Genomic DNA, 20050 nt, shown 5'->3' on the forward strand with positions numbered 1-20050 from the left:
AAAAGCACCCGGTCCGCCACGCGACGCGCAAAGCCCATCTCATGCGTCACGCAGATCATCGTCATGCCTTCCGAGGCAAGCGTGACCATGACGTCAAGCACTTCGGAAACCATTTCCGGATCGAGCGCCGAGGTCGGTTCGTCGAACAGCATGATCTGCGGCTGCATGCAAAGAGCGCGTGCAATGGCGACGCGCTGCTGCTGACCGCCGGACAATTGGCTGGGATATTTCATAGCCTGCTCGGGAATGCGCACCTTCTCCAGGTAGTGGCGGGCGGTTGCCTCGGCTTGCGCCCGCGGCTGCTTGCGCACGATCATCGGGGAGATCATGCAGTTCTCCAGCACCGTCATGTGCGGGAACAGGTTGAAGTGCTGGAACACCATGCCGACTTCACGCCTGATCTCGTCGATATTGCCGACATCGTCGTTGAGCTCGGTCCCGAGCACCGCGATGCGGCCGCCATTGTGCTGTTCGAGGCGGTTGATGCAGCGGATCATCGTCGATTTGCCGGAGCCGGAGGGTCCGCAGACGACGATTTTTTCGCCCCGTTGTACGGAAAGGTTTATCCCGCGCAGTGCTTGGAACGTGCCGTAGTATTTGTCGAGGTTTTCGATGCGGAGCGCCGGCTCACCGGTCGAATTGGTTGAGATCACCTGCACGCCTCCTTACCGTTCGCTGACCGACATGCGGCGCTCGAGAAAGGCGCCATAGCGGGACAGGCTGAAGACGAAGATGAAGTAGATGAAGGCGATGAAGGCATAGACTTCGACATAGGCGAAGCGCCATTCGCCGGTGCCATAGGCGGCATTGCCGGAAGCCAGGATCTCGAAGAAACCGACGATGACCACCAGCGAGGTCTCCTTGAACGAGATGACGAACTGGTTGATCGTGGCCGGCATCGCGTTGCGCATGGCCTGAGGCAGGAGGATGCGGCTGATGCGTTGCCAGTAGCGCATGCCGAGCGCCATGGCAGCCTCCTCCTGTCCTGTCGCAACGCCCTGCATGCCGCCTCTCACGATCTCAGCCTGATAGGCGGAGAAGAACAGAGCGGAGCCGAGGATCACGCGGTAAAGCTTATCGCCCTGCAGCCATTGCGGCAGCGCGAACGGCAGAACCACTGCAAAGGTGAAGAGGATCGATATCAGCGGAAGCGACCGGACCCCGTCGATGATGAGGCCGGTGGTCCGCGAAATCCAGGGCAGCTCCGACCGGCGCAGCAAGGCCAGGCAGATCGCCAAGGGGAAACCGATCAGGCAGGTGGTAACGAAGATGAACAGGGTCAGCGCCAGCCCGCCCCAGGCTTCCTCGCCGACATGGGCAAGGCCAAGCACGCCGCCTTTCATCAATACGTAGAAAAGGCCTGTTCCGGCTCCCCATACCAGCGCGATCCGGCGGCCCGTCCAGAACGCCGGGATACAGCTCAGCACCGTCATCACCACAACGGCGACGCAGGCCAGCGCCGAGCGCCATTGTTCCTCGTAGGGATAGAGGCCGAAGAAGATGATCCGCCATCTCGCTGCGATGACCGACCAGCAGGCTCCCGCTGCCGCCTGGCAGGCTTCCGGCCCGCCGCTGGTGGTGAAGACAGCCGAGAAAACCGCCCAATTCAGCAGCTTCCAGACCAGGAAGACCATGATCGTCAGACAGGCCAGCGACACCACCGCCTGAAGCGGCGTCGCGAAGAAGCGTCGCCTCAGATCCTCAAGCCTGCCGGGAGCGGGTGGAGCGACAATGACCATCTCCATCTCTCAGCCCCTCAGTTGATTGCCCTTGAGGGCAATTGCCTTGTTGATGCGGTTGAAGACGGCGGCAAGGCTGAGGTTGATGGCGAGGAAGCCTGCCATCAGGATGCCGATCGCTTCGAGTGTTTGCCCGGAATGGTTGATCGTCAGCGCCACAATCATGAAGAAGTCGGTGAAGCCCACGGCGATGCCCATCGTCGTCGCCTTCATCAGCCAGACATACTGATTGGCAAGGATCGGCAGCATGGCACGCAGCGCCAGCGGCAGCCGCACCAGCGTGAAGACCCGCCAGGGACTAAGGCCCAAGGAAAGGGCTGCCTCGACCTGGCCGGTGCCGACAGATTTGAAGCCTCCGCGCACGATCTCCGCAATGTAGGAGCCGCCATAGATGGCGATGGCGATGGCGAGGGTGGCGAACTCCGGAGGGATACGCAGGCCGCCTCTCAGATTGAGGCCTTGCAGGGCAGGGAAGTCCAGCAGCGGCGTATCCGGCAGACGTCCGAGAGCCAGAATGATGGTCGCGCAGGCCAGTGCCGCTGCGGCGGCGGCAAACTGGATGGTGCGCCGCTGGCCGATCGGCTGGGCAAGGAGCGACGTCCTGCCCAGCCAGGCCGGCAGCACGATGGCCGCGATCACAGCCATTGTGGCTGCGGCAAACGCGACACTGCCGACGTTCGGGAATGGGATGTAGAGTCCTCGGCTGGTGAGCAGGAAGCCCCAGGCTTCGTGCGCGCTGCGCGGCGTCGGCAGGTGCGTGATGATCGCATACCAGAAGAAAACCTGGAGGATCAGCGGAATGTTGCGAAAGATGTCCACATAGGTACGGCCGAGCAGCCGGGCCAAATCGTTCGAAGACGTCCGCGCCAGACCGACGATCGTTCCCACGATCGTCGCCAGTATCAGGCCGACGCTCCCCAGGAACAGCGTGTTGATGATGCCGATGAGGAAGTACCACCAATAGGGATCATTGGCCGTGGCGGGCAGCAGCGAGAAATTCACATCCCAACCCGTCGACTTGAACAGAAAGTCGAATCCGGAGGTGATCCCCTGATCAGCCAGGTTGCGGCGGGCGATCACGATGCCGGCAAGCACCATCGCGGCGATCGAGCCGACATAGAGGACCTGCAACAGCGCGTTGCGGACCTTTTGATTTCTCAGCAGGCTGACCATCCAAAGATCCTTGCCGAATTGTCGCCGACCCCGCCCGGCTGTGCCGGGCGGGGCCTGGAGCGGGTGAGTTAAGGACGGATCAGTCGATCACCAGCGGGAACAGGACACCGCCATTGTTCCAAAGGTTGGTCAACTCGCGGTCCATCTTGTAGGGCGAGTCCTTGCCGAGGTCGCGCTCGAAGATTTCGCCGTAATTGCCGACGTTCTTGATCACCTTGTAGGCCCAGTCATCATCGAGACCGAGACCCTTGCCCATGCCTGGCGTGACGCCGAGGAACTTGGCGACTTGCGGCGAGGTCGGCGTGGCCTTGACCTCGTCGACGTTCTTGGAGGTGATGCCTTCCTGCTCGGCGAAGATCAGCGTGCTCAGCGTCCAGTTGGCGATGTCAACCCAATTGTCGTCGCCTTGGCGCATGATCATGACTTCAGGCTCGACGGCGAGCACGTCGGGCAGGATGACATGGTCGTCGACCTTGCTCTTGGCGATGCGCGCAATGGCGAGCGTCGGGCCCCACTGCGCATAGAGATCGCAGCGTCCGGAGAAATAGGCCTGCTCGAGCTCCTCGGTCTTTTCGATGAGTACGGGTTCGAGCTTGATGCCAAGCTTGCCCGTATAGGCCGCGACCTGCTGTTCCTGCGACGTGCCGGCGGGAATGCAGATCGTGCCGCCGGCCGCATCCTTGAGCGACTTGAGGTTTAGCTCCTTGTGCGCCATCACCTTGGTCGTTCCGAGGTAATAGGACATGGAAAATTGCAGCCCGAGCTCGGTGTCGCGGCTGAGCGTGCCGCCCGACGCCTTGATGATGATGTCGACATCGCCCGATTGCAGGGACGGCCAGCGCTGCGCCCAGCTGATCGGAACGACCTTCAGTTTTGCCGGGTCGCCGAGCACGGCCGTGGCCACCGCCCGGCAGAGATCGATGTCCATGCCCTTCCAGTTGCCCTTGTCGTCAACTTCGGCGAAGCCGAGGTAAGACCCGTCATGGCCGGTGCAGTTGAGCACGCCGCGCGCCTTGACGGCTTCCAGCGTCTTGCCGCCGGCGGCTTCTGCCGGCGCTGCAAAATGCACAAGTCCAAGGGCCATGGCTGCGGCCCCCCATTTCATCGTCTTCATGTTCCGTCTCCACTGTTGAGGTTGTTTGGTTTCTTGTTGTTGGAGGCCCAAAAGTTCTTTTTCGGAGCTCTGTCTCAAAGCCGCTCCTAATCGGAAAGCGGGGTCGGTTTCGGCACGGAGGAAATCTTCAGATCGCTGCCCCAGTCCTGCTGGGCGAGCCATCGATGAAGGGCGGCGACCGCCTTCACGCGCAGGTGCCCGCGCGGGACGATCAGGTAGAACCCAGGAACTTCTTCCGGCCGCATATCGGCAAGGGCGTCGCGCCCGACCGGCGCGACCAGCGCGCCCGACCTCAAATCTTCCTCGGCGTCGATGACGGAGACGAGACCGACGCCGATGCCTTGCAGGGTTGCACGGCGCATGGTCGCGGCATCGTCGAAGCTGATGCTTCGGTTGCCGTCCGTCTGCTCGATGGCAAGGTGGCGTAAAATGTCTGGCCAAAGGCGCTTCGACTTGACGGTGTCCAGCAACGTGAACAACGTCAGGTCCTGCGCCGACTTGATGCTCTCGCCGATGGCCGGAGTGCAGCAGATGACCTTCGGATCAGGCACCAGCAGTATGGTCTCGTAGTCCGGCCAATTGCCGTAGCCCCACTGGACGGTCATATCGATGTCGTCGCGTCCGAAATCGGGCAGATCGACCATCGTCGTCAGGCGCAGATCCGCACCGGGCAATATCTCCCGGAACAGAGATAGGCGAGGCAGCAAATAGTGGGTCGCGAAATAGGGGCTCGCATTCAGGTTGATGCGGTCCCGGTAATTCGACTTGGTGACGCGGCGAACACCTTCGGAAAATTCATCGAACCCAGCTTTGACATAGTGCGAGAGAAGGATGGCAGACTCGGTCAATTCGACCGACCGCCCCTTGCGTTCGAACAGTGTCACCTGAAGCGTGTCCTCCAGTAGCTTGATCTGCTGTCCGACGGCCTGCGGCGTGACCAGCAATTCATCCGCCGCCTGCCGAAAGCTCTTGTGCTGCGCGACGGCGTGGAAGACGCGAAGCGCATTCAGCGAGGGAAGGCGAAGCTTGCCGGTCATCGTCTATTCCACCTCCTTTCGCTTGCGTTCCTGTTGGACAATTCAGCGCCGCCGGCGCCGCGAAAATAGCTCAGGCGTATATATAACCACCTGAAACAATTACATTTTCTCCCGTCATGTAGGTATTCTTGGGGCCGCCGGTCATGAGAACCCACTCGGCAATCTCCGCAGGCTCGGCGCCACGACCCAGCGGGCTCGCCTTGGCCAGTTCCTCGAGGAAGCCGAGGGCCTTGGCCCGCTCCGTGGCCATGCCTGCGGGGGCCACCGAATTGACCAGGATCCCGTGTTTTGCGACGTCATGGGCAAAGGAGCGCGTCAGGCTGACCACGGCGGCCTTGGTTGCCGCATAGTGGGCGTTCTGCGGATGCGCCTTGAAGGCATCGACAGAGGTCAGGTTGACGATCCGGCCACGCACATGGCTCTTCGGCTCCTGCGATTGCATGTGGCGAACGGCTGCCACCATCATGTGATAAGTGCCCTTGATGTTGATGCCGTTGGAGGCATCCCAATCGGCGTCGCTGATCTCGAGGAGCGGGCGGCGAGGGTAGATCGCGGCGCAATTGATCAGCGTGTCGATACGCCCGAGCTTCGAAACGATGGCGTCGAAGGCGGCTTGGCACTGAGGGCCGACCTGGATGTCGCACAGGGCGGTCGCTGTCGGCAGGCCGTTGGCCTTTGCCGGGGCGAGAGCGGCTTCGGCGGCGTCCTGGTTGATGTCGATGATGCCGATCTTTGCAGCCCCGGCCTCTACAGCCATCCTGGCCAAAAGCGCGCCGAGGCCAGCGCCGCCGCCTACGATCAGAACGGAAAGATCCTTCATTCCAGTTTTTCCTTACTTGGTGCCGCTTGGCGAGGTTGGCCATGTCGGCATGATGTCGAAACGGGTAACGTCGGCCCATGCGGGCAGGCCGAGTACCGCGACCACCATTCTGGCCACGTCATCCGGCTGCACCACTTTGCTGGCGTACATGGCCGCGCGCGCCTTTGCGTCGAGGATGTCCTGGTAGAGCTGCGTCTCGACACGGCCGGCGACGATCTCGGTGACACGGACGCCTGATGGGGAGAGGTCGGCGCGCAACGCGGCGGCAAAGCCTGATATCGCCGCCTTGGTGGCCGAATAGACGGCAATGTTGGAATATGCCGCGTGGCCCGCGGTGGAGCCGGTGAACAGGATGTGGCCAGCCTGCCGCTCGCGCATCTGCCGAACGACGAGGCGGGTAAGCAGGATTGCCGCGCTGAGGTTGACCTCCAGCGTGGTGTCGATGTCGGAGATTTTCATGTCGGCGAAATTGCCCAACGGTGGCATGATCCCGGCATTGTTGATCAGCACGTCGATGGTCAGATCCGCCAGAACAGCTTCCAGCGCCTCGCGATCGGTCACGTCGACGGCGATGGGCACGATGCCGGATCGCTCGGCCTGCAACGCCTTGAGCGCGGCCTGGCTGCGCCCGACCGCATAGACATCGTAGCCGGCGTCGCTCAGTGCGATCGCCATGGCCCGCCCTATGCCGCTTGTTGCACCTGTGATGAAGGCTGTCGTCACGTTGGCTTCCCTGATTGCCTGATTCAGTCTGCGGCCTGGGCCGATGCCGCAAAACCAAGAAAACCAGCAAAAAGGAAAGATAAACTTTCGAATTCTCTTCTCCCGCCCGAAACCTGGACAGGTGGTGACCTCGGCGCCGAGGCTGAAAACCGAAGGAAACGACGGGAAAACGATGTTCTCAGCCTGTGGGAAACGGTTCAGGTCAGCTGGCGGAGCAAAAACATGGCTTACGCAATACGTGGCTAATTTGAGTGAGTGCGAATGCCTGGGTGATCGAAGCCGGGGCCTATCCGCCGGTCGAAACAGGTCTTTTCATATCGGTAAAGAGCGAGGCCGCAGCCGCCTGCTGCTCTGCCTCTGTCGCCGCGACGCCCGAAGCCCGTGCCAAAGCGCGCACACGCCCGAGGCTGTTGTGCAGATGCTTGCGCATGGCCTGGCGAGCGGCACGACCGTCCTGCCTTTCGATGGCATCCACGATGGTTTTGTGCTCGTTGTGAATGCGTGCGTAATAGCTGTCCTTGAGCGCCGGCGTGACCACGTAGCCCAGTTGAAAGCGTGGAACGATCATCGGCCTGAGATAGCTCAGGAAGCCGTGGATGAATTCGTTGCGCGCGGCTTTGGCGATCGCCAGATGGAAATCATAGTCGTAGTGGATCTGGACGACAGCGGGATCCGCTTGCTGGGCGTCGACCTGTTCCATCAGGGCTCGGATTCCACTCGCCTCCGCATCGGTGCGCCGTTCCGCGCATAGCCCGGCGGACTCCACCTCGACACTCAATCTCAGTTCGAGCAGGGCAATGGTTTCCGGCAAGGTCCTCAGCGCCTCGTCCGGTATCGAGAAATTGCGCGGCGCCGGCGTTTCGCTGACGAACATGCCGCGGCCCTGCTGCGGCACCACCATCCCTTCGGAGCGCAATCGCGCCACCGCTTCCCGCACCACCGTCCGGCTGACGTCGTACTCGGCACAAAGCTCCGCCTCGGTCGGCAATTGCGCGCCGGGAAGCAGAGATCCGGAACGGATCTTTTCGGACAGACTCTCCGCCACGACAGTGGAAAGCGGTTTGCGCTTCGTCATCAGTCTCCCCTTAGCCAGATTCGCGATGATGCCCGAACCGGCAAGGCCATTCAAACCGCCGCGGTGACGATCAGCTCGACCAGCATTCCAGGCTTGGCCATCCGTCCTTCGCCGGAAGAGCGCGCGGGTGCATGCTCCTTCGGCATCCATCCGTCCCAGACCGTGTTGACCTCGTCGAAATCCCTGATGTCGTCCAGCCACATCTGCACGTGAAGGATGCGTGTCTTGTCCGTACCGGCCTTGGCAAGCAGGACGTCGACCTTGCCAAGCGCCTCGCGCATCTGGTCGGCTGCGGACTGACCCGGCTTTGCGACCTGGCCGGTGAGGTAGAGGGTGCCATTGTGGATGACCCCGTGGTGGATGCGGGTGTCGAAGTCGAAGCGCTTGATGTCACTCATTGGATTGTCCTTGTCAGATTTCCGGCCTCCGCCGGATGGGTCAGATTTCCGGCCTCCGCCGGATGGGGTCAGATTGCCGGCGTCTGGCGGATGGGGTTTCCCTGCAGATATTGTGCGTAGGGCGCCTGAACGAGCCAGCCGGCGTCGACGGGCAGGGTGACGCCGGTTATCGATGCGGCCCGGTCGGAGCAGAGGAACAGTGCGGCCTCGGCAACGTCGCGCGGCTCGACGAAGCGGCGCAGCGCGGTGGTCGCCTGGATGGCTTCGGGGTTGCGCTCACCCTTGGCGATCCTGGCTTTCAGCCCGTCCGAAAGCGTGTAGCCGGGTGCCACCGCATTGACGCGTACGCCGTGCGGACCGAGCTCGGCGGCCAGGATCTGGGTCAAGGCCAGGACGGCATGCTTTCCGGGCGTGTAGGCGGGCAGGGACAGCGGCGCGAAGGAGGCAAGCGAGCCGACGTTCAGGATCGCGCCTCGCCCGGCAGCCGACATCAGCCGACCGAACACCTGGCAACCCAGCAAGGTGCCGCGATAGTTCACTCGCCACATCCTCTCGTCTTCGTCCAGATCCTGGTCGAGGACGTGCTTGCCACTCTGCAGGATGCCGGCGCAGTTGACGACGACGTGCGGGGTACCGAACGCGTCGCTGACGGCCTGCGCCAGCGCTTCCACCGAGCCGGATTCGGCGACATCGGTCTGGACAAACAGCGCGCGCGGTGCGCCGACCGCCGCGCAGGCGCCAACCGCCTCATCGCCCCGTGCCGCATCCCTGCCGGCGACCACCAGATGGTAGCCGTCCTCGGCGAAGCGCAGCGCTATCGCGCGTCCGATGCCGGAAGTGCCGCCGATGACGACGGCCGTCAATGTCTCAGCCATTGCCGCGACCTTTGCCTTCGATGTCGAAGAATTCGGACATGGCCCGGACCTGGAAATCCATCATCGGGCGCCCCGGCTGAATGCGGCAGCCAATCTCTTTCGCCGCCTTTAGCAGGGGGGTCTCGGCGGGCTCCATGATGATGTCGACGACCGTCATGTCCGGGGTCAGCCGGCTCACATCCAGCGGCAGCGGGTCGCCGGCGTGCATGCCGACCGGCGTGGCGTTGATCGCCATATGCATGCCGGAAGGCTCGGCCTCTCCAACCTGGATGCGGCATTTCGGGAAGACCTGCGCGACCAGCGCCGCCAGTTTTTCGGCGCGACCGGTATCGATGTCGGCCAAGCGGATTTCCTCGGCACCGGCTTCGGCAAGACAATAGGCCAGGGACGCGCCGGCGCCGCCGGCGCCGACCTGAAGGATGCGGCGGCCGGCAATCTCATGTCCGCCTGCCTTGAGGCCATCGATAAAGCCGACGCCGTCGAAATTGTCGGCGTACCAGCTGCCATCGGGCAGCCGGCGCACGGAATTGGCGCTCTGCACCCTCGCGGCGCGGTCGTGAGCGGCGGTGCATTTGTGATAGACCGCAACCTTGTACGGCACCGAGATGATCACGCCCCTGATATTCTCGGCTGCCGTAATGCCGGCCCAGAAGGCCTCGAAATCCTCCGGGCGGCAGCTCAAGGGCACCATGAGGCTGTCGAGGCCCTTCTGCTCGAAGATCTCGTTGAATATGCCGGGGCTCTTGGCATGGGCCACGGGATGGGCCAGCATCACGAAGATCTCGGCCTTGCCGGTTCCGCGCATCGGTTTTACTCCTTTTCTTTTGACAGTTCGTGGCCGCTGAGGATCTCCAGCGCCTGGACGAGGGACGAGTGGTCGGCCTCCGCGCCGCCTGGTCGGGCTGAGCAGGCGCTCATCAGTTGTTGCGCCATCGCGGTGTTCGGCAGCGAGACGCCAAGCGCGCGGGCGCTTTCGAGCGCGAGGTTGAGATCCTTCTGGTGAAGCCGCATGCGAAAGCCCGGGGCGAAGGTCCGGGCGATCATGCGCTCGCCATGCACCTCCAGCACGCGGGACGAGGCAAAGCCGCCCATCAGCGCGGCGCGCACCTTTGCCGGGTCGCAACCGGCCTTGCTGGCAAAGACGAGCGCTTCCGCCACGGCCTCTATGTTGAGCGCGACGATGATCTGATTTGCGATCTTGCAGGTCTGGCCGGCGCCATTGTGCTCGCCGATCAAGGTGATGTTCTTGCCCAGCGTCCGAAAGATCGGCAGCGCGCGCTCGAACTCTGCGGTCGGCCCGCCGACCATGATGGTGAGGCTCGCCGCCTTGGCGCCGACCTCACCGCCCGAGACCGGGGCGTCGAGGTAGCCGGCTCCCGCTTGCCGCAGTTTCGCTGCGAATTCCGCAGTGGCGATAGGGCTGATCGAGCTCATGTCGATGACCAGCTTATCGGCCGACAGCCCCTCCAGGACGCCGTTTCCTCCAAGCAGGACACGCTCCACATCTGGCGTGTCGGGCAGCATGGTCACGATGATCTCGGACATCCGCGCCACATCGCCAGGAGAGGCGACGACCGATGCCCTAAGGTCCTTCGGCAGAGGGGAGCGGTTCAGGACCGTGAAGATCTCATGTCCCGCGTCGACGAGATGGTGCGCCATCGGTGCTCCCATCACACCGAGCCCGATGAACCCGATCTTCATTCTTGAACCCCTGTACGAAGGTTGGTGCGTATTACATCTTGCAGCAAATTATTGCCGTATGATATAGGACATCATACAAATTTCAACGTCCTTTCGCTCATCGGAGACCGACCGCAAAATGCAAGAGCGCCTCAACACGCTGAAGGCTGCCGTATCGGCCGGCCGGGCCCATATCGGCATCTGGTGCTCGCTGGCTTCGGCCCTGACGACGGAAATTGTCGCGGGCTCCGGCTGGCTGCTGATCGATGGCGAGCATAGCCCCAACCATCTGCGCAGCATCATGGCCCAGTTGCAGGTCATGGGCGGCTTCGACAGCGAGGCCGTCGTCAGGCTGCCTTCCGACGATCCCAATCTGATCAAGCAGGCCCTGGATATCGGTGCGCGCAGCCTGACGATCCCCAATGTGCGGACGGCCGATCAGGCCCGCGCCATTGTCGCGGCTATGACATATGCGCCTGGTGGATTTCGCGGCTTCTCGGTCGGTCACCGTGCCAACGGCTTCGGTCGCATCGCCGGTTACCACGCCAAGGCGCGTGAGCAGCAGCTTCTCGCGGTACAGATCGAGGATGAATTGGGCGTCGCCAATGCCGCGGAAATTGCGGCAGTGGACGGCGTCGACGTTCTCTTCGTCGGGCCCGGCGACCTTTCCACCAATATGGGTGCGATGGGCAATCCCGGGGCCGCACACGTTCAAGAAGCGATCGCCTCGGTGCGCAAGGCGGCAACGGCGGCAGGCAAGGCCAGCGGGATCCTGGCTCCCGCAAAGACCGATGCCGACCGCTACATCGCCGACGGCTTCACCATGGTTGCCGTTGGTTCCGACCTCGGCCTGCTGGCGCGGGGCTCGGATGCCTTGGTCGCTTCGTTCACTCAGTAGACCGGAGATACAGCCATGCCGATCCCCCGGTACAAAGCGCCGTCACGCACCGCCTACGACATCGTCATCGTCGGCGGCGCCGTCATCGGTTCGTCCACGGCCTACTGGCTGAGCCAGGCGCTGGGCAGCGGCGCCTCGATCCTCGTGGTCGAACGCGACTCGAGCTACGAATTCTCGTCGACGGCGCTCTCCACCAGTGCGATCCGGCAGCAATATTCCAATCCGATCAATGTGAAGATCAGCCAGTTCGGCATCGAGATCATCCGCGGATTTCAGGAGCGTATGGCACCTTTCTACAAGGACGAACCGGCGCCCGACCTCGGCTTCAAGGAGCATGGGTATCTTTACTGCTGTTCACCCGACGGCGTCAAAGCGGCCCGCGAGCGCGTCGATCTGCAACGCAGTTTTGGGGCCCACACGGTGTTTCTTGAGCCGGGCCCGCTGAAGGATCGCTTCCCCTGGCTCAATGTGGAGGATCTCGGTGGCGGTTCCTGGGGGGCCAGGGAAGAGGGCTGGTTCGATTCCGTGGGGCTGATGAACGGTTTCCGCCGCGCAGCCCGCGCCAGCGGCGTCGAGTATATCGACAATGCCGTGACAGGGCTGGATATCGCCGATGGGCGGGTCATCTCGGTGCGCCTCGCGACCGGACAGACGGTTGCCTGCGGAACATTGGTCAACGCCGCGGGCCCGCGCGCTCAGCAGGTGGCCGCCATGGCCGGCCTGTCGATCCCGGTCGCGCCCTACAAGCGCTACAGCTTCGTCTTCGCCAGCGCCAACCCGATCCCCGGCCGGATGCCCAATGTCATCGACCTTTCCGGAACATTCGTGCGTCCCGAAGGCGAGCTTTTTCTCACCGGCAACACGCCGCAAGGCGACGGACCGGCCGGCTACGACGACTTTGAAATGCACCATGAAGAGTTCGACGACTACATCTGGCCGGCACTCTGGCACCGCATTCCGTCTTTCGACGCACTCAAGGTCCAGACCAGTTGGACCGGCCACTACGAGTACAACATGCTCGACCACAACGGCATCGTCGGCTTCCACCCGCAGGTGACCAATTTCATGTTTGCCAACGGCTTCTCGGGGCACGGGCTGCAACAGTCGCCAGCCGTGGGCCGGGCCGTTTCAGAACTTATCGTTCACGGGGCTTTCCAGACGCTCGATCTTTCGCCGTTCTGTTACGAGCGCATAGATCGCAACGAGCCGTTTCTCGAGGAAGCAGTGATCTAAAGCGAGACGATCGGTCACCCATTTTATCTCGGGCATTCAGCGTCCAATGAAATTGGATCTTAGTCAGAGACGTCGTGAAAACTACTCGCTTCTCGCCGGCCTTGTTTCCAACGACTGACGAGTAGCCACTCGACCGTCAGTGACAATTGGTTTGGGATCGCTCTATCTTAGCAGGGGCGTCACGAACCCACGGTCGATCGATTTGGTTGCGGCGCTGCCAGATCTCGGCCAGAGGAGGCCTCGTGACGCATGAGAAAACGCTCTATGGCGCGGATGATCGCGATCAACAGCAGATTGATCACAAGGTAGAGCACGCCGGCAATGGCGAAGATCTCGAAGATTGCGAAGGTCTGGCTCATCAGCCGCTTGGCGTAGCCGGTGATTTCGAGCACCGTGATCGTCGAGGCAAGGCTGGTCCCCTTGACGACCAGGATGAGCTCATTGCCATAGGCCGGCAGCGCCTGGCGGATGGCGAGCGGAAACTCGATGCGCCGGAACCGCAGCATGCGCGACATGCCGCATGCCTGCGCCGCTTCGACGAGGCCAACCGGAACCGACATCAATCCGCCGCGCAGGATCTCCGACGTGTAGGCAGCCGTGTTCAGCGCAAGCGCCAGCACGGCGCAGCGCGCGCCGTCGCTGATCAACCACCACAGAGCTGCGTTGTCCTTGATCAGGGAAAGTTGGCCAAGCCCGTAATAGAACAGGAAAATCTGCACCAGCAGTGGCGTCCCGCGAAAGACATTGGAATAATATTTGGCAAAGCCTGACAGGAAGCGGTTCGACGACAGCCGCATCAGCGCCAAACCGAGGCCCAGATTGAAGCCGATCAGCACCGAGACGAACGTTAGTGCCGCTGTGACCCACAGGCCCTTGAGCAGGACGGGAACCGCTAGCTGGATGAGATCCATCATAACTACTTTCTCGTCCTCACCCTGAGTAGGCGTTCGATGGCGTCGAACCCGGCCTGGCTGACGAGCGTAATGGCCAGATAAACCACAGCCGCGATCAGGTAGAAGATGAACGGGTGGCGGGTGGAATTGGCGCCAATGAAAGAAATGCGCATCAGCTCCTGAAGGCCGACCACCGAGACCAGGGCCGTGTCCTTGATCGTGGTCTGCCAGACGTTGTTGATTCCGGGAACCGCGATGCGCAGCATCTGCGGCGCGATGATGCGGCGAAAGATCCGGCCGCCCGATAGCCCGAGCGCGCGCGCGGCCTCGATATGCCCATTGGGGATCGCGCCCAGGGCCCCGCGCACGACCTCGGTCGAATAGGCGCCGGAGATCGCGCCGATGGCGATGACCGCGATGACGAACGCATAGCCGCTCTCCGCGACCCCGGCATAGCCGAAAGCGGTCACGACCTTGGTCACGAATTCAACCGAACTGAAAAACAGGAGGTAGATGATGAGCAGCTCGGGCACGCCGCGCACCAGCGAGGTATAGGCATCAACGAGCAGCGAGAGCGGAAATATCCGGGCCCATTTGATCAAGCCGCAGACAATGCCGATCACCAGCCCGGCCGCCATGCTGACGAGACCCACCAGGATCGTTATCGACGCGCCACGCAGGATGGCGGTCACCCAACCCGCTTCCCAAACCTGCCAGAGACCGAATTCCATCTGAGTTGCCCTAGTCTTGTCGTGCCAATGAAGTGCATGCGCCCGGAGATCCGGGCGCATGCGAGGGTTCCAAGGCGTTATTTGCAGGGCCGGGAAATGTCCGTCTTGAACCATTTCTGGCTTGCCTTGCCGACCGAGCCGTCCGCGATCAGCTCGCAAAGCGCCTTGTCGATCTTGGCCTTGAGTTCGGTGTTGTCCTGCGCGATGCCGACGCCGATGCCTTCGCCAAGCGTCGGGTCGTATGTGCTCTTGATCTCAACACCGACCAGTTGGAAGTTCTTGCCGTCAGGCTTGTCCAGAAAATCCTGCAAGGCGGATTGATCGGCGAAAGCCGTGTCGATACGGCCGCTCGCCAGGTCGATCTGCATCTGGTCAAGCGTGTCGTAGGTTTTCAGGTCGGCATTCGGTGCACGCTTCTCGAGGAAATGCGCGTGGGTCGTGCCAGCCTGCACGCCGACCTTCTTGCCGTCGAGCGACTTCAGCAGCGTGTCGACGTCGGTGATCGCGGCCAGATCAGAACCCTTGGCCGCGACGAACATGTTGGCCAGTTCGGCATAGCCGACGCTGAAATTGATCTCCTTCTTGCGATCGGCGGTGATCGACATGCCCGAGATGATGACGTCGAAGCGCTTGGCCTTCAGCGCCGGGATCAACCCGTCGAACGCCTGCACGACAAAATGGCAGGTCACCGCGAGTTTGGTGCACAGCAACGCGCCGACATCGGCGTCGAAACCGGTGACGTTGCCACTGGCGTCGGACATGCTCCATGGCGGGTAGGCGCCTTCCGTTCCGATGGACAACTCGCCTTCGGCCGCCAATGCGTTTCCCATGCTTCCCGCGAGACATGCGAGCAGCGTCAAGACTTTCAGCTTCATATCAGTTCCCCTTGTTGTTGGTCTTCATTGCCGTTGTCCGGTGCGAACCGGACGCTTCGAGGATGCTTCCCTCACAGTGTCCGAGCCAGGAATTGGCGCAGACGCTCCGAGCGCGGGTTGCCGAACAGCTCCGCGGGCGCACCCTCTTCCTCCACCTTTCCCTGGTGGAGAAACAGAACCTTGTGGGAGACCTCGCGCGCGAACTGCATCTCGTGCGTTACGAGGATCATGGTGTTGCCTTCCTCCGCCAGTTGACGGATCACGCGCAGCACCTCGCCGACCAACTCGGGATCGAGCGCCGATGTCGGTTCGTCGAAGAGGATGACTTTGGGACGCATCGCGAGCGTTCGGGCGATCGCGGCGCGTTGCTGCTGGCCGCCTGATAACTGGCCCGGATAATGAGCGTGCTTGTCGGCGAGCCCGACCTTCTTCAACAAGGCGTGCGCATGTTCGATGGCCTTCTCGCGGGGCTCCTTCAAGACGTGCCGGGGCGCTTCGATGATGTTCTCCGCCACCGTCATGTGCGGCCACAGATTGAAGTTCTGGAACACCATGCCGACGCGGGCGCGGATGCGTTCGACCTGCGCCATGTCGGCTGGCCCAAGACGGCCGCTCGACAGCGGCTTCATCTTGATCACCTCGCCATCGATGGCGACCTTGCCGCCATCCGGCTGCTCCAGAAGATTGATGCAACGCAGGAACGTGCTCTTGCCCGAGCCCGACGAGCCGATCATGGAAATGACCTCACCGGCATGGGCGGTGAGATTGACGCCCTTCAACACCAAAAGCGAGCCGAAGCTCTTGTGAAGCTCGTCGATCTGCACGGCCGGCGTGGTGATCTTTGCCTTGTCAGCGGGCGCCGGATCGGCCGCGACGGCAGGAAGGGTTGGCGGCGTCTGTTCGCTGCTGGTGTCCTGGGTTATCTCGACGGCTCGCAGGTCCGCCAGCGCACGATCGAAATAGCGCAGGCTGCTGGACAGGCAGGTGCGTTGCCAGTCTGGGTCATCCGGGATGAAGGCGCAACGCAGAGCGTCGCGGATCCGCTTGCCCAACGGCGAATCGAGCTTGCCGAACAGATGCAGCCAGTTGTCGGCCTGGGCCGCTTCCATGACAGCCGGCCCGTCCAACGTGCCGCATTCAACGACAAGCGGCAGCACGCGCGCGTTCGGCATTGCCTTGCGGACGGCATCGGAGACATAGCCGGTCGCCGTTGCCGTGATGCCGGTATCGGTCTTGGCGCCCTGGCCTGTCAGGACTGTCGCCAGCGCCGGCCCGAAGATGGATTTGCCCCAGGCAAGGCCGTCATGCTCGGAACTCGCCACAGAAAGCAGAGCCGGATAACCGTAAGGCCCGGCGCCGGTATGCAGGTCGAAGACGATGGCCTGGCGCGCCGCGCCGGCAAAGGTCTTCAGAATTTCGTTCAAGGTGCGGTTCGACCAGACCGGGCCGCCACCGCCGTAGAACATGCCGTCGGCGAACTCATACTGGCCGGCTTCGACGATCGCCGCCAGCCCGGCATGCCCAAGCCTTTTGCGCGCCACGGCGAGCTTCTCGTCGGCCGCTATGCGGTCCGGTCCCTCCCACTCGCGATACGCCATGGCGTCGTGCAGGCCGGCATAACCGTTGTTGACGGGAGCACTTGAAGACCAGTCGATGAAGTTGCGGTTGAGGTCGACATTGTCCTCGTTGACGCGCCGCGACCAAGCCGTACCCCAGGGATTGATGAGGTGAATGGCAAGGATGGCTGTGTCGCCGGGCAGGCGCCGCAGGTGCTTCTGGCCGAGCCAGGCGGTCTGGCAAGTCGAGCCGAACGGGCCCTCGACACCATGCGTACCGGAGATGAGCACGATCAGCTTGCGCGCATCGCGGCGGCCAAGCAGCGCCACATCCGTCGCCAGCGTCTCGCCATCCGGGCCGTTCAGCGGATGAACATATTCAGACAGTTCCGCGCCGGCCCGCTCGGCGGCTTCGCGAAATCTCCTGCGAAGGACGGCGAAATCACGGGCATAGGCGGGGGCTGGCTCATCATGGCGCATGGTCGATCCCACCGGATCGCTGGCGGTTGCGGTCAATCCGTTCATTCCCTGTCGTTCCACCGTGGGGCTATTCATCGTTGTGATCGCTCGTGTTCTGAGGTGGCAATCGGCGCTCATTGCCGGAAAGGAGCGGCCTGGAGGACCGGACAAACCAGGCGTCGGAGGGAAGCACCTTGTCGGGGTTCATGATCGACTGATCGTCCAGCGCTCGTTTCACCCGCTCCATCACGGCGAGCTTCGTCGGGTCAACCGTCGCCAGCAGCGAATGGATGCGCTTGGACCCAACACCGTGCTCGGCGGAAAAAGAACCGCCAATCTCCCGCAGTTGTTGGTACAGGACGCTCTCGGCAGCCTCCGCTACGTCAGGCGCCAGCGGACCCTGACGGTTGAGGATGATATGCAGGTTTCCATCGGCCAGGTGACCGAATACATAGGGCGCCAGACCCGGTTCGATCGCTGCGAGCCGGGGCAGGATTCTGTCGAGGTAGGCCGGAATTTCCGACAGAGGCACCGACACGTCGAAGGAAGGCGCTTGGGGATGGGCGCGATAGAGCACGCCGGTGTCCTCGCGCAACCGCCACAGGTCTTCCTCTTGCCGCCGCGAGCCGGCAATGATGCCGGTGGCTTCAGGATAGCGCTCCATCACTTCCGAATAGATACGCTCGAAATCTTCGCGCAGCGCCTCTTCGCGCGCGCCGCCAAGCGACAGCAGCAGGAACAGTGTCTGGTCGAGCGGCACGCTCGGTTCGGACCATTCATGCGCGGCTGCGGCCAGGCTGAAATACGAGGTCCACATCGCCTCCGCCGCGCGCAAATGTCCCGCATCCGATTCAAGCGCCAGACGAATGACTTGCAGCGCCGCTTCGACAGACGGCAGCCCGAAAAGCGCGGTGGCGGTGGCTCGCGGCGAAGGGTCGAGCTTGACGACCACGCGGGTCACTATGCCAAGCGTGCCCTCCGCACCGATGAAGAGATGCTTCAGATCGTAGCCGGCGGAATTCTTCACCACCCGCGTCAGATCGGAATAGACCGATCCGTCGGCCAGCACGGCCTCCAGGCCAAGGACGCGGTGGCGCATGACCCCGTTGCGAAAGGCCATCACGCCACCCGCATTCGTGGACACCATGCCGCCGATCGTCGCCGAACCGCGCGCGGCAAGATCGATACCGGGCTCCAGCCGGTGCTCAAATGCGGCAGACTGCAAAGCTTCGAGGGTAACACCGGCACCGACCACCGCCACGCGCTCGACCGGATCGAGCCGCTCGATCCGGTTCATGCGTGCCAGGGAAAGAACGATCTCGCCCGGCCGCGGGACACTTCCGCCGACCAGGCCGGTCCGCCCGCCCTGCGGCACGATCGGAATCTCATTTTGACTGCAGATGCGCACCACCGCCGCAACCTCACCGGTCGATGAAGGCGCAACGACGATGCCGGCGGCGCAATCCATCCCGTTCGAACCAAGGTCGATCGCCCCGGCATCATCACCGGTCCGCACATTCGAGGCGCCAACGACATGGCGGATCGCGTCGACAACCGACAACGGCACCGCTTGCTCGATCCAGTTCGTTTGCCTGGGAGACGCGTGGCCGCTCATCGCCCAGCCAATCCCTGAAGCGCCGTGATCAGCCGGTCGTTGTCGGCCGGCAAGCCGATGGTGGCGCGCAGATAGTGCTCGTAGCCGGCTTCGCGCCACGCCTTAACGATGATCCCCTGCTTCAGGAGACCGGCGGCAACGCTGGAGCTGTCGCCCTTGCAGTCGAAGAACAGGAAGTTTGTCTGCGACTGGGCAACCCGGAAACCAAGGCCCGTAAGTGCGGCGGCGGTGCGCACGCGCTCGGCTCTGACGCGGCCCGCCGACGCCTTCATCCAGCTTTCGTCGGCCAGTGCCGCAATTGCGGCGACCTGCGCTGCCGCATTGACGTTGAACGGCGTCTTGGCGGCCGCGATCACTCTTGCCAGTTCGAAGCCCGAACAAACGGCATAGCCAACGCGCAGCCCCGCCAGGCCATAAGCCTTCGAAAGTGTGCGCAGCACGACATGGTCGATGCTGCTGTTACGCAGGACCTCGATGCCGTCGGGCGCGCCGGGATCGGCGAATTCGAAATAGGCCTCGTCCAGGACAAGAAGCGTGCCGGGCCGCACGGCGCCGATCAGCCGTCGCAGGCCAGCGTGGTCGAGACCCGGCCCGACCGGATTCCACGGCGAGGATATGAAAACGATCCGTGGCCCAACGGCGATCGCCGCTTCGAGCGCGGCAAGATCGAACCCCATCTCGGGTGTCATCGCAATCTTGACGACATCGGCACCGGCAGCCAGCGGCTCTATCTCATGCAGCCCGAAGCTCGGCACCGTGGTGACGACCGAGGCGCCCGGCACCAGGACGGCGCGCGAGATGGCGGCGATCATCTCCTCGGAACCATTGCCGGCAACGATCATGCCAGGATCGATCGCCAGTTTTTCGCCAAGCGCCGCCCGCAGCGCCGTGCAGGCCGGATCGGCATAGCGCCATGGCTCGAAGGATGAGGAGGCCAATGCGGCCATGACGGCGGGAGAACACCCATCCGGGTTCTCGTTGCTGGCCAGCCGGGCGACATCGTTGCGGCCACTCAGCGCCCGCGCCATCGAGATGTTCATGCCGGCATTGTAGGGCGGCAAGGCGGCGATATGCGGATTGAGCGGCAGGCTCGACGCTGGTTTGACCGACTGTTCCAAATCCCGACTTCCGTTTCCCCGCGCCCACGCGCGGCAAT

20 protein-coding genes are annotated in these 20050 nt (G+C 62.8%); 2 read left to right on the forward strand and 18 right to left on the reverse strand.

Annotation, left to right across the window (positions count from 1 at the left end):
• The 12 genes from EN991_RS00655 to EN991_RS00710 form a co-directional block, all read right to left on the reverse strand.
• Positions 1-653, reverse strand: a 653-nt coding sequence (locus EN991_RS00655) for an amino acid ABC transporter ATP-binding protein (protein WP_164768812.1), incomplete at its 3' end; no start/stop codon positions are given.
• Between the two features lie 12 nt (positions 654-665).
• Positions 666-1745 (reverse strand): amino acid ABC transporter permease, encoded by a 1080-nt coding sequence (locus EN991_RS00660; protein WP_064992567.1) that lies wholly within the window; start codon positions 1743-1745, stop codon positions 666-668.
• A 3-nt stretch (positions 1746-1748) separates the two neighbouring features.
• The gene (locus EN991_RS00665; protein WP_127367975.1) at positions 1749-2912 is read right to left on the reverse strand and encodes an ABC transporter permease subunit; all 1164 of its coding nucleotides are present in this window, start codon (positions 2910-2912) and stop codon (positions 1749-1751) included.
• A 79-nt stretch (positions 2913-2991) separates the two neighbouring features.
• A complete protein-coding gene (locus EN991_RS00670; protein WP_127367976.1) occupies positions 2992-4026 on the reverse strand; it encodes an amino acid ABC transporter substrate-binding protein in 1035 nt (344 codons plus the stop codon).
• Between the two features lie 86 nt (positions 4027-4112).
• Entirely contained in the window at positions 4113-5063 is a 951-nt protein-coding gene (locus tag EN991_RS00675; RefSeq protein WP_013530401.1) for a LysR substrate-binding domain-containing protein, read from the reverse strand.
• 70 nt (positions 5064-5133) lie between these two features.
• Positions 5134-5883, reverse strand: coding sequence for an SDR family oxidoreductase (locus EN991_RS00680; protein WP_127367977.1), 750 nt, complete (start codon positions 5881-5883; stop codon positions 5134-5136).
• Positions 5884-5895: 12 nt separating this feature from the next.
• The gene (locus tag EN991_RS00685; RefSeq protein WP_127367978.1) at positions 5896-6606 is read right to left on the reverse strand and encodes an SDR family oxidoreductase; all 711 of its coding nucleotides are present in this window, start codon (positions 6604-6606) and stop codon (positions 5896-5898) included.
• Between the two features lie 286 nt (positions 6607-6892).
• Positions 6893-7681: a FadR/GntR family transcriptional regulator gene (locus tag EN991_RS00690; RefSeq protein WP_164753459.1), complete on the reverse strand. Its 789-nt coding sequence runs from the start codon at positions 7679-7681 to the stop codon at positions 6893-6895.
• 50 nt (positions 7682-7731) lie between these two features.
• Entirely contained in the window at positions 7732-8079 is a 348-nt protein-coding gene (locus EN991_RS00695; RefSeq protein WP_013530405.1) for a RidA family protein, read from the reverse strand.
• Positions 8080-8147: 68 nt separating this feature from the next.
• The gene (locus EN991_RS00700; protein ID WP_063168722.1) at positions 8148-8954 is read right to left on the reverse strand and encodes an SDR family oxidoreductase; all 807 of its coding nucleotides are present in this window, start codon (positions 8952-8954) and stop codon (positions 8148-8150) included.
• On the reverse strand, positions 8947-9759 hold the full coding sequence (locus EN991_RS00705) for a shikimate dehydrogenase (RefSeq protein WP_013530407.1): 813 nt from the start codon (positions 9757-9759) through the stop codon (positions 8947-8949). Before EN991_RS00705 ends, EN991_RS00700 begins: the two co-directional genes overlap by 8 nt.
• Positions 9760-9764: 5 nt before the next feature.
• Positions 9765-10655, reverse strand: coding sequence for a 2-hydroxy-3-oxopropionate reductase (locus EN991_RS00710; RefSeq protein ID WP_064992566.1), 891 nt, complete (start codon positions 10653-10655; stop codon positions 9765-9767).
• Positions 10656-10773: 118 nt separating this feature from the next.
• Between EN991_RS00710 and EN991_RS00715 the strand changes: the two genes are divergently transcribed.
• A complete protein-coding gene (locus EN991_RS00715) occupies positions 10774-11532 on the forward strand; it encodes an HpcH/HpaI aldolase/citrate lyase family protein (protein WP_127367980.1) in 759 nt (252 codons plus the stop codon).
• A 15-nt stretch (positions 11533-11547) separates the two neighbouring features.
• On the forward strand, positions 11548-12765 hold the full coding sequence (locus EN991_RS00720) for an FAD-dependent oxidoreductase (RefSeq protein ID WP_013530410.1): 1218 nt from the start codon (positions 11548-11550) through the stop codon (positions 12763-12765).
• Between the two features lie 179 nt (positions 12766-12944).
• Here EN991_RS00720 and EN991_RS00725 read toward each other — a convergent pair whose 3' ends face one another.
• From EN991_RS00725 to EN991_RS00750, 6 genes are all read right to left on the reverse strand, one after another.
• On the reverse strand, positions 12945-13676 hold the full coding sequence (locus tag EN991_RS00725) for an ABC transporter permease (RefSeq protein ID WP_063173765.1): 732 nt from the start codon (positions 13674-13676) through the stop codon (positions 12945-12947).
• A 5-nt stretch (positions 13677-13681) separates the two neighbouring features.
• Positions 13682-14389, reverse strand: coding sequence for an ABC transporter permease subunit (locus tag EN991_RS00730; protein WP_164753458.1), 708 nt, complete (start codon positions 14387-14389; stop codon positions 13682-13684).
• Positions 14390-14466: 77 nt separating this feature from the next.
• On the reverse strand, positions 14467-15264 hold the full coding sequence (locus EN991_RS00735) for a transporter substrate-binding domain-containing protein (RefSeq protein WP_127367982.1): 798 nt from the start codon (positions 15262-15264) through the stop codon (positions 14467-14469).
• A 71-nt stretch (positions 15265-15335) separates the two neighbouring features.
• Positions 15336-17345 (reverse strand): DUF2817 domain-containing protein, encoded by a 2010-nt coding sequence (locus tag EN991_RS41580; protein WP_127367983.1) that lies wholly within the window; start codon positions 17343-17345, stop codon positions 15336-15338.
• A 22-nt stretch (positions 17346-17367) separates the two neighbouring features.
• Positions 17368-18894, reverse strand: coding sequence for an FAD-binding oxidoreductase (locus EN991_RS00745; protein WP_127367984.1), 1527 nt, complete (start codon positions 18892-18894; stop codon positions 17368-17370).
• Positions 18891-20012 carry an aminotransferase class I/II-fold pyridoxal phosphate-dependent enzyme gene (locus EN991_RS00750; protein WP_127367985.1) on the reverse strand — a complete coding sequence of 374 codons (1122 nt, stop codon included), beginning with the start codon at positions 20010-20012 and terminating at the stop codon, positions 18891-18893. Before EN991_RS00750 ends, EN991_RS00745 begins: the two co-directional genes overlap by 4 nt.
• Positions 20013-20050 lie beyond the last annotated feature (38 nt).

This window comes from Mesorhizobium sp. M7A.F.Ca.US.005.03.2.1 (genome assembly GCF_003997795.1).
Taxonomy (GTDB): domain Bacteria; phylum Pseudomonadota; class Alphaproteobacteria; order Rhizobiales; family Rhizobiaceae; genus Mesorhizobium; species Mesorhizobium ciceri.

Excerpts from the sequence above, each read along its gene's own strand:
- EN991_RS00730 (WP_164753458.1), bottom strand. The coding sequence starts at position 14,389 with ATGGAATTCGGTCTCTGGCAGGTTTGGGAAGCGGGTTGGGTGACCGCC.
- EN991_RS00725 (WP_063173765.1), bottom strand. The coding sequence starts at position 13,676 with ATGGATCTCATCCAGCTAGCGGTTCCCGTCCTGCTCAAGGGCCTGTGG.
- EN991_RS00715 (WP_127367980.1), top strand. The coding sequence starts at position 10,774 with ATGCAAGAGCGCCTCAACACGCTGAAGGCTGCCGTATCGGCCGGCCGG.
- EN991_RS00695 (WP_013530405.1), bottom strand. The coding sequence starts at position 8,079 with ATGAGTGACATCAAGCGCTTCGACTTCGACACCCGCATCCACCACGGG.
- EN991_RS00710 (WP_064992566.1), bottom strand. The coding sequence starts at position 10,655 with ATGAAGATCGGGTTCATCGGGCTCGGTGTGATGGGAGCACCGATGGCG.
- EN991_RS00745 (WP_127367984.1), bottom strand. The coding sequence starts at position 18,894 with ATGAGCGGCCACGCGTCTCCCAGGCAAACGAACTGGATCGAGCAAGCG.
- EN991_RS00660 (WP_064992567.1), bottom strand. The coding sequence starts at position 1,745 with ATGGAGATGGTCATTGTCGCTCCACCCGCTCCCGGCAGGCTTGAGGAT.
- EN991_RS00700 (WP_063168722.1), bottom strand. The coding sequence starts at position 8,954 with ATGGCTGAGACATTGACGGCCGTCGTCATCGGCGGCACTTCCGGCATC.
- EN991_RS00680 (WP_127367977.1), bottom strand. The coding sequence starts at position 5,883 with ATGAAGGATCTTTCCGTTCTGATCGTAGGCGGCGGCGCTGGCCTCGGC.
- EN991_RS00675 (WP_013530401.1), bottom strand. The coding sequence starts at position 5,063 with ATGACCGGCAAGCTTCGCCTTCCCTCGCTGAATGCGCTTCGCGTCTTC.
- EN991_RS00735 (WP_127367982.1), bottom strand. The coding sequence starts at position 15,264 with ATGAAGCTGAAAGTCTTGACGCTGCTCGCATGTCTCGCGGGAAGCATG.
- EN991_RS00705 (WP_013530407.1), bottom strand. The coding sequence starts at position 9,759 with ATGCGCGGAACCGGCAAGGCCGAGATCTTCGTGATGCTGGCCCATCCC.
- EN991_RS00665 (WP_127367975.1), bottom strand. The coding sequence starts at position 2,912 with ATGGTCAGCCTGCTGAGAAATCAAAAGGTCCGCAACGCGCTGTTGCAG.
- EN991_RS00720 (WP_013530410.1), top strand. The coding sequence starts at position 11,548 with ATGCCGATCCCCCGGTACAAAGCGCCGTCACGCACCGCCTACGACATC.
- EN991_RS00690 (WP_164753459.1), bottom strand. The coding sequence starts at position 7,681 with ATGACGAAGCGCAAACCGCTTTCCACTGTCGTGGCGGAGAGTCTGTCC.
- EN991_RS41580 (WP_127367983.1), bottom strand. The coding sequence starts at position 17,345 with ATGAACGGATTGACCGCAACCGCCAGCGATCCGGTGGGATCGACCATG.
- EN991_RS00670 (WP_127367976.1), bottom strand. The coding sequence starts at position 4,026 with ATGAAGACGATGAAATGGGGGGCCGCAGCCATGGCCCTTGGACTTGTG.